Source organism: Amycolatopsis sp. NPDC114478 (assembly GCF_055633805.1).
Map to the genome: position 1 here is coordinate 162,161 of NZ_JBVKDO010000017.1, position 10,984 is coordinate 173,144.

General features: G+C 70.5%; 11 protein-coding genes and 1 pseudogene. 8 read left to right on the top strand and 4 right to left on the bottom strand.

All coding sequences use genetic code 11. The features are described 5' to 3' along the window. Positions 1-69 precede the first annotated feature (69 nt). Positions 70-705 (bottom strand): class I SAM-dependent methyltransferase, encoded by a 636-nt coding sequence (locus ACZ7OH_RS37170; protein ID WP_470285145.1) that lies wholly within the window; start codon positions 703-705, stop codon positions 70-72. A 73-nt stretch (positions 706-778) separates the two neighbouring features. Between ACZ7OH_RS37170 and folC the strand changes: the two genes are divergently transcribed. Both folC and ACZ7OH_RS37180 read left to right on the top strand, forming a co-directional pair. Continuing rightward, positions 779-2,434, top strand: a complete 1,656-nt coding sequence (gene folC, locus ACZ7OH_RS37175) for a bifunctional tetrahydrofolate synthase/dihydrofolate synthase (RefSeq protein ID WP_470285146.1) — start codon at positions 779-781, stop codon at positions 2,432-2,434. 38 nt (positions 2,435-2,472) lie between these two features. Beyond that, complete coding sequence (locus ACZ7OH_RS37180) at positions 2,473-2,832, top strand: DUF4233 domain-containing protein (RefSeq protein WP_400905867.1); 360 nt, start codon at positions 2,473-2,475, stop codon at positions 2,830-2,832. Positions 2,833-2,836: 4 nt separating this feature from the next. Here the strand turns inward: ACZ7OH_RS37180 and ACZ7OH_RS37185 are convergent, their stop codons facing one another. Further along, positions 2,837-3,733, bottom strand: coding sequence for an SDR family oxidoreductase (locus ACZ7OH_RS37185; RefSeq protein WP_470285147.1), 897 nt, complete (start codon positions 3,731-3,733; stop codon positions 2,837-2,839). 86 nt (positions 3,734-3,819) lie between these two features. Here ACZ7OH_RS37185 and ACZ7OH_RS37190 point away from each other — a divergent pair, with 86 nt between their 5' ends. Continuing rightward, positions 3,820-4,389: a TetR family transcriptional regulator gene (locus tag ACZ7OH_RS37190; RefSeq protein WP_470285148.1), complete on the top strand. Its 570-nt coding sequence runs from the start codon at positions 3,820-3,822 to the stop codon at positions 4,387-4,389. A 22-nt stretch (positions 4,390-4,411) separates the two neighbouring features. On the opposite strand, the gene ACZ7OH_RS37195 is transcribed toward ACZ7OH_RS37190, so the two are convergent. Beyond that, positions 4,412-6,769 carry a penicillin acylase family protein gene (locus ACZ7OH_RS37195; RefSeq protein ID WP_470285149.1) on the bottom strand — a complete coding sequence of 786 codons (2,358 nt, stop codon included), beginning with the start codon at positions 6,767-6,769 and terminating at the stop codon, positions 4,412-4,414. Between the two features lie 123 nt (positions 6,770-6,892). Here ACZ7OH_RS37195 and ACZ7OH_RS37200 point away from each other — a divergent pair, with 123 nt between their 5' ends. Beyond that, a complete protein-coding gene (locus ACZ7OH_RS37200; protein ID WP_470285150.1) occupies positions 6,893-7,630 on the top strand; it encodes an alkaline phosphatase D family protein in 738 nt (245 codons plus the stop codon). Positions 7,631-7,685: 55 nt separating this feature from the next. Here the strand turns inward: ACZ7OH_RS37200 and ACZ7OH_RS37205 are convergent, their stop codons facing one another. After that, entirely contained in the window at positions 7,686-8,003 is a 318-nt protein-coding gene (locus ACZ7OH_RS37205) for a ParB N-terminal domain-containing protein (protein ID WP_470285151.1), read from the bottom strand. A 373-nt stretch (positions 8,004-8,376) separates the two neighbouring features. Here ACZ7OH_RS37205 and ACZ7OH_RS37210 point away from each other — a divergent pair, with 373 nt between their 5' ends. From ACZ7OH_RS37210 to ACZ7OH_RS37225, 4 genes and pseudogenes are all read left to right on the top strand, one after another. Then, positions 8,377-8,952, top strand: coding sequence for a hypothetical protein (locus tag ACZ7OH_RS37210; protein ID WP_470285152.1), 576 nt, complete (start codon positions 8,377-8,379; stop codon positions 8,950-8,952). A gap of 3 nt (positions 8,953-8,955) precedes the next feature. Next, a pseudogene (locus tag ACZ7OH_RS37215) lies at positions 8,956-9,684 on the top strand (alkaline phosphatase D family protein); the annotation flags it as partial. 59 nt (positions 9,685-9,743) lie between these two features. After that, on the top strand, positions 9,744-10,154 hold the full coding sequence (gene ndk, locus ACZ7OH_RS37220) for a nucleoside-diphosphate kinase (protein WP_004561228.1): 411 nt from the start codon (positions 9,744-9,746) through the stop codon (positions 10,152-10,154). A gap of 52 nt (positions 10,155-10,206) precedes the next feature. Beyond that, positions 10,207-10,926 carry a maleylpyruvate isomerase family mycothiol-dependent enzyme gene (locus ACZ7OH_RS37225; RefSeq protein WP_470285153.1) on the top strand — a complete coding sequence of 240 codons (720 nt, stop codon included), beginning with the start codon at positions 10,207-10,209 and terminating at the stop codon, positions 10,924-10,926. Positions 10,927-10,984: the final 58 nt, after the last annotated feature.

Consider the following 10,984-nt stretch of genomic DNA (forward strand, 5'->3'; position numbering starts at 1 on the left):
GCCCCGTTCTCGCTGGTGGAAACGCTGCCTCCACATCTAGCGAGCACCGGACGGCGACGGGGATGAACTTCACCCGGCAGTCGGGTCACCGTCGCCGTGCTCACGGTAAGTGATCAACGTGCGCCAGAACAGCAACGGCCGGACCGTGCTCCCGGGCAGCAGCCAGGCCGCCTCGCGCCGCACCTCGGCCAACGTCGGGTAGTCGTCGACGACCGGCGCCTGGGGGCCGTCCTCGGCGCCGCCGTTCAGCCGCTCCCCGGCGTAGACGACGAGCCGCGCGAGCGCGTTGACCGGGAACGCCGCGAGCACCCGCGCCCAGTCCGCCGGCGTGCTGGGTTTGGCCAGGCCGAGCACCACGAGGACGCCGCCCGGCACCAGCGCGCGGCGCAGCTTGGCGAGCGTCTCGATCGGCATGTGGTGCAGCGAGGCCAGGCACGAGATGAAGTCGTAGTGGGCCTCGGGCAGGGGATCGGTGGTGATGTCGGCCTGCCGGTAGACGATCTCGCCCGGGCCCGGTGACCCGAGGCCCGTGGCCGCTTCGACCATCGCCGCGGAGACGTCGACCGCCTCCACCGCCATGCCGGTCGCGGCCAGCCGCCGCGCGAACCGGCCGGTGCCGCACCCGACGTCCAGCGCGATCCCCGGCCCCGGCGGCAGGTGGTCCAGCAGCAGCGGGTGGTAGTGGTCGTTGTGGTTGAACGGCATGCGTCGAGAGTGCCACCGCGCCCGCACGTAGACTCGCAAGGCAAGCCGAAAACCCCAGGCCGGAGGAGATTCAGTGCCGCAGGATGAGACAGGTCGCAAGCCGGACCTGTCGGATCTCGACAGCTTCGCGGGCGTCGACGAACTGGGGACGTCGGGGTACGAGGAGTCCGACGACCACGACCCGGAGCTGGACGTCCGCGACACCGCCTTCGAAGCCGGCGGCGGCGCGCGCGGCGGCATCGGCGGCGTCGGCCAGCTGGGCGACAACCTCGCCACCGGCCCGGTGCCCGACCTGACCGTGCCCGAGGACGCCGAGCTGCACGAGCTCGACGACCAGGGCGAAGCCGCGGTTTACGGCGACCCGAACGGCCCGGAAGCGCGGCGTGAGCTGCTGGCCGTCGAAGCCGAGCTGAACCAGCGCTGGCCCGAGACGAAGATCGAGCCGTCGCTGACCCGGATCTCCGCGCTGACGCAGCTGCTGGGCGAGCCGAACCGCGGCTACCCGGTGCTGCACGTCGCCGGCACGAACGGCAAGGGCTCCACGGCCCGGATGATCGACGCGCTGCTGACCCGGATGGGCCTGCGCGTCGGCCGCTACACGAGCCCGCACCTGCAGCTGGTCACCGAGCGGATCGCGCTCGACGGGCAGCCGATCTCCGCCGCGCGCTACGCCGAGCTGTGGCACGACCTCGCGCCGTACGTGGCCATGGTGGACGGTGCCGCCGCGGACGGCGTCGAGATGAGCAAGTTCGAGATCCTCACCGGGATGGCGTTCGCCGCGTTCGCCGACGCGCCGGTCGAGGCCGCCGTGCTCGAAGCGGGCCTGGGCGGCGCCTGGGACGCCACGAACGTCGCGGACGCCGACGTCGCGGTCATCACGCCGATCGGCATCGACCACGTCGAGTACCTGGGGCCCGACGCGGTCAGCGCGGCGCGCGAGAAGGCGGGCATCATCAAGCCCGGCTCGGTCGCGGTCATCGCCGAGCAGGACCCCGAGGTGCTGAAGGTGCTGCTGGCCCGTGCTGTCGAGGTCGACGCCGCGGTCGCCCGCGCGGGCAGCGAGTTCGGCGTGCTGGAGCGCGAGATCGCCGTCGGCGGGCAGCTGCTCAAGCTGCAGGGCCTCGGCGGGGTCTACGACGAGATCTTCCTGCCGCTGCACGGCGCCCACCAGGCCGCGAACGCCGCGCTGGCGCTGGCCGCGGTCGAGGCGTTCTTCGGCGCGGGCAAGGACAAGCAGCTGGTCGTCGAGGCCGTCCGCGAGGCGTTCGCGGAGGTCGAGACGCCGGGCCGGCTCGAGCGGGTCCGGGCCGCGCCGGCGGTCATGATCGACGCCGCGCACAACCCGCACGGCGCCCGCGCGCTGGCCGCCACCGTGGCCGAGGAGTTCGCCTTCCGCCGCCTGGTCGCGGTGGTCGGCGTGATGGCCGACAAGGACGCGCACGGCATCCTCGACGCCCTGGAGCCGGTGGTGTCCGACATCGTCGTGACGCGCAACTCGTCGCCGCGCTCGATGCCCCTGGAGGAGCTGAACCAGCTGGCGATCTCGATCTTCGGCGAGGAGCGCGTGGTCGCCGAGACCGACCTGGAGACGGCGATCGAGACGGCGATCGCGCTGGTGGAGACCAGCGACGACCCCGAAGAGCCGCTGTCCGGCGGCGGTGTCCTGGTCACCGGCTCGGTCGTCACCGCGGGCGAGGCGCGCACCCTGTTCGGGAAGGAGCCGGCGTGACCGCGAACGAGCCCGGGACGCCCAAGCCGAAGGACCCGATGAAGGGCTTCCGCGGCGTGATGTCGGGAACCCTGATCATGGAGGCGATCACGGTCGCGCTGGCGCTGCCGGTGGTCAACAAGCTCGGCGGCGGGATCAGCACGGGCACCGGCTGGACGGTCATCGCGGTGGCCGTCCTGCTCATCGTGACCTGCGGGTTCGTCAAGCGCCCGTGGGCGGTGCCGGTCATCCTCGGCCTGCAGGTGGTGCTGATCGCGCTGGTGTTCTGGCTGCCCGCGATCGCCGTGCTGGGCGTGCTCTTCCTGGCGGTCTGGCTGTGGCTGCTGTGGCTGCGCAAGGACGTCGCCCGCCGCATGGCGGCCGGCACCCTGGCGAGCCAGCAGCAGCCCCAGCCCTGACCTCCTACGCCAGGTAGTCGCCGTTCGCCACGTCGTCGAGCAGCGTCGGGTGGCGGGGTGACCAGCCGAGCAGTTCCCGCGTGAGCCGGCTGGACACGGGTGCGTCGAGCCCGTACGCCGCGGCGATGAACGGGCTGACGAAGTGCCCTGCGGCCTCCTCCGGGGTCAGCGAGACCACGGGCAGGCCGAGCCCGCGCCCGACCGTCTCCGCGATGCTCCGGAACGGCACGTTCTCGGCGGTCGCGTGCAGGACGCTGCCCGCCGGAGCACCCTCCAGGGCCAAGCGGAACACGACCGCCGCGTCGAGCCGGTGCACCGCGGGCCAGCGGTTGGTGCCGTCGCCGACGTAGGCCGACTGCCCGCTCTTGCGCGCGGTGTCCACGAGCCAGGCGATGAAGCCGTGGTCGCCGGGGCCGTGGACGGTCGGGGCGAGCCGGACGACACTCGACCGCACCTCTTGCCCGGCGAAGTCCAGGCAGGCCCGTTCGCCGGCGATCCGGAAGGCGGCGAGCCCGGCCGTGTCCGGCTCGTCCCGCTCGGTGCTCTCGCGGCCGGCGGGCATGACCAGCGTGCCGGACGTGCTCACGAACGGCTTGCCGGAACCCACCAGGACCTGGCCGAGCGCTTCGATCGCCGTCCGGTCGCGGCGGGTCATGTCGGCCAGGTCGCTGAAGTCGCCGCCGAAGGCCATGTGCAGGACGCCGTCGGCGGCTTCGGCGCCGGTGCGCAGGCTGTCGAGGTCGTCGAGCGAGCCGGGGTGCGGGGTGGCGCCGAGCGCCTCGAGCCGGGCGGCGGCCGCGTCCGAACGCGCCAGGCCGGTGACGGTGTGCCCGGCCGCGAGCAGCTCGGTGACGACGGCGGGGCCGGTCAGGCCGGATCCGCCGGTGATGAAGACGTGCATGGAACTCTCCCACGTTGTGACAGTGACTGACGCTACGAACGCTACCCCGTAGCGTCAGTGACTGTCGCAACGGGTAGGCTGACGGGGTGCCACGCAGTGGAGAGGAAGCGCGCCGCCGCCTTCAGCAGGCGGCGCTGGAGCTGTACGCCGAGCGGGGCTTCGACCGGACCACCACCGCCGAGATCGCGGCGCGGGCCGGCGTCACCGAACGCACGTTCTTCCGGCACTTCCCGGACAAGCGCGAAGTGCTCTTCGACGGCGAAGCCACCCTTCGCGCGGACCTGACCGAGTCGGTGGCCGACGCGCCCGAAGGTCTGCCACCGCTCGAAGTACTGCTCCGCGCGTTCCGGAAGTCCGCGCGGATCCTCGAGGGCAACCGGTCGTTCGCCGAACCGCGGCTGGCGGTCATCGCCGCGACCCCGGCGCTGCGCGAACGCGACCTCGCCAAGGCCGCCACGATGATCGACGCGCTGGCGGCGGCGCTGCGCGCCCGTGGCGTCGCCGGCCGGCTCGCCGCGCTGGCTGCCCACATCGGCTGGGTGACCTTCCACCACGCGGCCGGAGCCTGGATCGAGGAAGCCGGCCGCGGTTTCGACGAGCACCTCGACGAGGCCTTCGCCGATCTGCGCACGCTGGCGGCGGAGACGGGCGGCTGAGTGCCCGCCTCCGCCGGGGACGTCAGCGCAGGACGACCACCCGCAGCGCGGGGGAGTGCAGGATGTCGGCTTCGCAGAAGCGTTCCTTCACCCATTCACCGCGGCTGTAGAGCTTCGTCTGGTCGCTGAAGTACGGCGACTTCGGGTTCGCCGACTGCGAATACGTCAGCAACGTCGAGGAGTCCGGGCACGCGTTGCCGCGGAACCCGACCACCTGGATGTAGCTCGACCCGTGCGCCACCTCGACGTTCCCGCGCGCCGGGTCCCACACCGGCGTCATCACGTTGAGCACGCCGAGGAAGCCCTGGGCGCCGTGGATCGGGATGCGCTCGCCGTTGCGCGTCACCGCTTGCCCGTCCCGGAGCCGTGCGTCGGGAGCCAGCCCGGCCGTGCGCAGCTCCACGAGCGCGTCCCCGAACGCCTTCTGCACGTCCACGTTACCGACGTTCAGCGTGTTCGGCGTGGTCAGCGGCGCCTTCGGGTCGAACGGCACGGTGAACCGGTCCACGTTCCCGAGCCGCGCCGCGAACCGCTGGAACAGCAGCGAACCCCGGCTGTCGAGCGAGTACGTGTGGTCCCACTTCGCCAGCGCGGCGCAGGCCGGCCCGACCGGCACCGGGCCGGCCGACGACGGTGCCTGCCCGCCCGGGAAGGACGCGCACAGCTTCGCCAGGTCCGCCGCCGTCAGGTCGGCGAACAGGCTGTGGTCGGTGAAGAGCATCTTCTTCATCGAGTCCGTCGTGAAGCCGCCCTTTTCGGCCGTCAGCAACGCTTCCCGCGTGCGTGGCGAGCGTTCGGTGCCGATGTCGCCGACGATGTGCGGGTATCCCGTGATCGGCGCCTTCGCGTTCGCCAGCCAGGCGCTGTCGTTGGTGTTCAGTTCGTAGTCACGGCTTTGCTGCTGTGGCAGCCGCGACGGCGCGAAGATGCCCGGTTCGACGGCGCCCGGGTCGGAACCCCACTGGCACGACGACTTCGAACCGTCCAAAATGGCCAGTCCGACCTGCGCGAACGTCCCCTTTCCCAACGGGGTGCCGCACACCTTCGCCTGCTCGTCGGTGACGTGCGGGACGACCTGGATGTCGGCGTAGAGCGCGTTGCCGGCCCGGTCGGTGGCGATCGTGTTGACCCACGGGACGCCCTGCGTGCGGCTCAGCGTGCGCACGATGTCACCCGTGCTGCGGGCCTGGTCCAGCTCGAACCACGTGTTGAGGCCGCGCAGGTTCGTCGCGTTGGCGTCACGCACCGCGTACGCCGACTTCGTCGTCCACGGCAGCGGAATGCCCTGGAAGTCGGCCATCACCGGCCCGTACCGCGTCGACCAGAACGTTCGGCTGACCGGCTTGAGTGAGCCGTCGGCCTGGCGCACCTGGACGGTCACGTCGCGGGACGTCATCTTCTCGGCCTTGCCGTCGACCACGTACGTCGTCGGGTCGCCCGGCTTCAGCGGCACTTCGAAGAGGCCGAAGGTGACCGGCGTGGACACCGTGTGCGTCCAGGCCGCGTCGGCGGTGTGCCCGATCTGGACGAACGGCATGCCCAGCAGGCTCGCGCCGGCGACGTCGAACCGGCCGGGGATGGTCAGCTGGCTCTGCCAGAACCGGCGCCCGGCCTGCCACGGGTAGTGCGGGTTGCCGAGCAGGACGCTGCCCTGGCCCGCCGCGGTCGAGTCAGCGCCGATCGCGATGCCGTTGCTGCCCAGCCCGCTGCCGCTCAGCGCCTTCTTCACCTGCGCGGAAAGCTGCCCGGCCGTGCCCGGCGCCGGTGTCGCGCCGGAAGGCGGTGCGGTGAACAGGCTTTCGGTGACCACGCCCTGGCCGCCGGTGATCGCGATGGCGTAGAAGTGCCGGTAGAAGTCCTGCTCGGTGATCGGCCGGACCCAGGCCGCGCCGCGGCAGGCCGGGTCGGAGATGCCGGCCCGGCCGGTGCGCGCGAGGTAGGCGTTGAACCCGTTGACGTACCCCGAAACGATCTGCCGGACCTCGGGCCGCGGCCCCTGCGGCGCGGGCTGCGCGGCCAGCCGGTCGACGACGCCGGAGTCGTTGATCCGCTGGAAGAACAGGTCGCTGTGCAGGTTGTTCGCCGCCTCGGACAGCGACGGGTAGCCGTCGCCGTCCGGGCCGAGGTACTTCGACCGCTGCGCGCTCACCGTGAGGTAGATGTTCGCGAGTTCGCAGATGTTGTCGGTCGCCGCCGCGTACCCGTACCCGTAGCCGAGGCCGGCGAAGTCCTTCGCGACGATGTGCGGGATGCCGTGTTCGGTGTAGCGGAGGACGGCTTTCCCGCTGCTTTCTTCCCCCGCCGCCGCGATGCCGGTCCCCAGTGTGGTGATGGTGAGTGCCGCTGTCAGAACCGCCAGGGTTTTCCTGAATGGTTTCATCTGACCCCCTTGTCGTGATCGCCACGCTACCGATGGCGACGGCGCGCGGGCATGGGGGAAAACCCGGGGATTCGTTCATCCGCGCGCAAACCGGCGTTGGGCGGGGCGGGATGGAAACCGCGCATGACCCACTCTCGCCGTTCACTGCTCAAGGCCGGTCTCACCGGCGTCGCCGCCGGTCTGGTGCTGCCTTCGACGGCGTTCGCCGCGACGCCGCTGGTGCGCGCCGGCCGGCCCGTGCTGACCCACGGCGTCCAGTCCGGCGACGTCACGCCCGGCTCGGCGATCGTCTGGTCGCGCGCCGACCGGCCGTCGCGGCTGGTCGTCGAGATCGCCCGCGACCCGTCGTTCCGGCACGCCGGGTGCCGGGGCCGCTCGCCGGGCCGGCCACCGGCGGGACCGGGCAGGTCCGCGGCACCGGGTACCACTACCGCGTCACGGCGGAGTCCCTCGACGAGCGAGCCGCTGACCGCCCGGTTCGCCACGGCGCCGGTGGGCCGCCGAGACACCCGGATCGTGTGGTCGGGCGACGTCGCCGGCCAGAACTGGGGCATCAACCCGGCCCTGGGCGGCATGCCGATCTTCTCGGCGATGGCCGACCGCTGCCCGGACGTGTTCCTGCACAGCGGCGACACGGTGTACTCCGACGGCCCGCTGACGGAGACGGTCACCCTCCCGGGCGGCCGGACGTGGCGCAACGTCGTCACGCCGGAGAAGTCGAAGGTCGCCGAGACACTGGATGAGTTCCGCGGCCAGCACGCGTACAACGGGCTCGACGAGAACTTCCGCCGGTTCGCCGCGCAGGTGCCGTCGTACGTCCAGTGGGACGACTACCAGGCGCGTCAACTAACAACAGTCTAGCAAGCTCTACCAGCTAGAACGGACTGCCGTCGTCCTGCACGGCTCGCCAGACGCCCTACCTGGCATCGTGACCAGGTTGCTCCTCAATCTCTGACCAAGGCCTGCGATCGAGATCCCTGTACATCAGTGCCTGCGCTCGCGTGCCAACCTGAAGCTCCGCGTCGAGGTGAGTCCACCCGAGACGCCGAGCAGACTCGACACGGTGATGACCATTAACCAGGATGCGCTCTCCGTCGCTTGGATTCTCATAGACCAGCACGCCCTTAACCTCTCCGGCGTGGCTCAGGTAGTACTGAATCCGTGATTCGTCCCAGTGACCGCGTTGTGCGTTGAGTGCGGGCTGGTACAGCGACTCAATCGAAATCTCCGCCATCGCTGGACCCCTTGATCCATCTCGACCTCGATCCTAACTGCGCTAGCAGGACAGGAGGATACTGACACCCGTGTCATCAACGTCACCCAGAACTGTCGAAGCCCTGCGCAGCCTCCTCACCGAAGTGATAGCCGACATCGCACGACGCAGTGTTGGCGTCTGGCGACCTGCATTCGGCTCGTCACCAGCGCTCCGCGAAGCCGTAGCTACCGCCGCTCTCGCGAGGGGTGACGGTGTGACGCGTTGGGGTCAAGCCCCGACCGAGACAGTCTGGAAGGCTTGTGAGCTGCTGTATGTCGCAGTACTCGAACATGCTCGCGCAGCTGCTCACTTGTTGGTTCCTCCGTTCCATGTCTGGGCGCCGAGTGCGGAAGTGCGTGCCGCCGTGGAAGCTGCTGCCCAGGTGGTATGGCTTTTCGACCCGGGAATGCCGGACGGGCGGACGCGTGTCGGGCGCTATTACACTCTGCGCCTGCAGCACGCTCGTCAACTAGAAAAGACCTACAACAACGTTCGACCAGCCGGACCGATGTCCGATTATGGAATGCCGCCTGCCAACATTGAGACTGAAGCAGCCCTCCTGGGCCTGACGCCAGTTACGAGCAGGATCAACGACGCAATCGGCTATGAGGGCCACAAGATGGAGCACATCTCGAAACTTGTACCGCTGATCGTTGGCAACAACGGCGCGTATAGCGTGCTATCAGGTTCCGCGCACTCTGAGTTCTGGGCTCTGCTTGGCGGCTACCGACACAAATCGGTGTCGCCCGAAGGCCTTTCACCTATGGAGCACGAGGCCGAGTGTGAGAGCTTTCTTCCTCTGGTGCGCGCGTGCGTCCAAGCGCTACTAAAGCCGATCGACTTCGCCGCTTACATGTTCGACCGAAGTGTCGTGGCCAACGACCTTAGTAGAATCCACAAGAAGGTGATTGCGGTGCTGGGAAATTAGTCGGACCACGAGGTCCTGAACAACTGGTACCCGGGCAAGATCCTCGACAACCCGGCCTGCACCGAGAAGCGCGTCGACGTGCTCGCGCCGCGGGCGTACCAGGCGTTCCACGAGTGGCGCCCGATCGACTCGCGCGCCGCGGTCGACAGGCGCGTCTACCGCAGCTTCGAGTACGGCTCGCGCGCCGAGATCTTCGTGCTGGACATGCGGACCTACCGCAACGCCAACACCGCGGACCACACCAAGCCGGGCTACATCTTCGGCGACGCGCAGGCCCGCTGGCTGGCCGACGCGCTCGGCCGCAGCACGGCGACGTGGAAGATCGTCCAGGCGGACATGCCGCTGGGCCTGGTCGTGCCGGACGGCACGGCGATCGAAGCGGCGGCGAACAACCTCCCGGGCGGCCGCGAGACGGAGCTGGCGTGGGTGCTGCGGGAGATCCAGCGCCGCCGCGTCCGCAACGTGGTCTGGCTGACGGCGGACGTCCACTACACGGCGGCGCACCACTATTCCCCCGACCGGGCGGCCTTCCAGGACTTCGACCCGTTCTGGGAGTTCGTGTCGGGCCCGCTGAACGCGGGCGCGTTCGGGCCGAACGCGGCCCCGATCGACGGCTTCCAGCACTTCGGCGAGCTGAACATCGACGGCGGCAGCGGTGACCTGACGGTCGACCTCCGAGACGCCACCGGGGTGTCGCTGTGGTCGAAGAAGCTGCACCCGCAGGGCCGCTGACCGAGGTCGGCTACGCTCACGCGCACCGATGACATCCCGTACCAAGGAGAAACACCGTCGTGACTGAACGCACGCTGGTCCTCGTCAAGCCCGATGGCGTCGCGCGCGGCCTCGTCGGCGAGGTCGTCTCGCGGATCGAGCGCAAGGGCCTGAAGCTCGCCGCCCTCGAGCTGCGGACCGTTCCGCAGGCACTGGCCGAGGAGCACTACGCCGAGCACAAGGAGCGTGCGTTCTTCGGCGACCTGCTGGAGTTCATCACCTCGGGCCCGCTGGTCGCGCTCGCCGTCGAAGGCCCGCGCGCCATCGCCGCGTTCCGCCAGCTGGCCGGCGGCACCGACCCGGTCGAGAAGGCCACCCCGGGCACCATCCGCGGCGACTTCGCGCTGGAGACCCAGTACAACCTGGTCCACGGCTCGGACTCCCCGGAGTCGGCCGAGCGCGAGCTGAAGCTCTGGTTCCCCGACCTGTGACCGGCCCCGGGGCCGCGCCCGCCGCGCGGCCCCGGTTTCCGCAGGAGACCCCATGACGACGATGCCGTTCCCCGCCCGCGAGTACCTGCCGGTGCTGCGCGAGCTGACCGGTGCGTTCACCGAGCGGCTGCGCACCGCCGACCCGGCCGCCGACGTGCCCGACTGCGCCGGGTGGACGCTGACCGACCTCGGCACGCACCTCGGGAACGTGCACCGCTGGGCCGCCACGGTCGTCACCATCGGGGAAGTGCAGCCGCAGGATTTCGAAGCCGGCGCGGACACCGATCTCGCGTCCTGGTACGCCGAAAGCGCTCAGCTGCTCCTCGACGCCCTCGAGAAGGCGGTCCCCGAAGACCGGTGCTGGCACTTCGGCGGCACCGAGAAGACCAAGGCGTTCTGGTTCCGCCGCCAAGTGCACGAAACCGCCGTCCACCTCGCCGACTCCGGCAGCGACCACGTGCTCGACCCGGCGGTCGCCGCGGACGGCGTCGACGAGGTCCTGACCGCCTGGCTCCCGCGCGTCACGCGCTGGCACGCCGCGCCGTCGCTGACCGCGCCCCTCGTATTGCGAGCCACCGACACCGGTGACGTCTGGACGCTGCACCCCGGTGAGCCGCCCGCGCTCGGCCCGGCGGCCGAACCCGCCGCGACCGCCGAGGCGACGGCCCGGGACCTCCTGCTGCACCTGTGGAAGCGCACGGCCACCCCGCCGAGCGTCAGCGGGGACACCGCGATCGCCGACCAGCTCCTCAAGGCTCCTTTCACCGCGTGACGCGGTAGCTGTTCTAGACCATTCAGGCGGCGTTCACCGGGAAGCCTTCCCCCGGCCG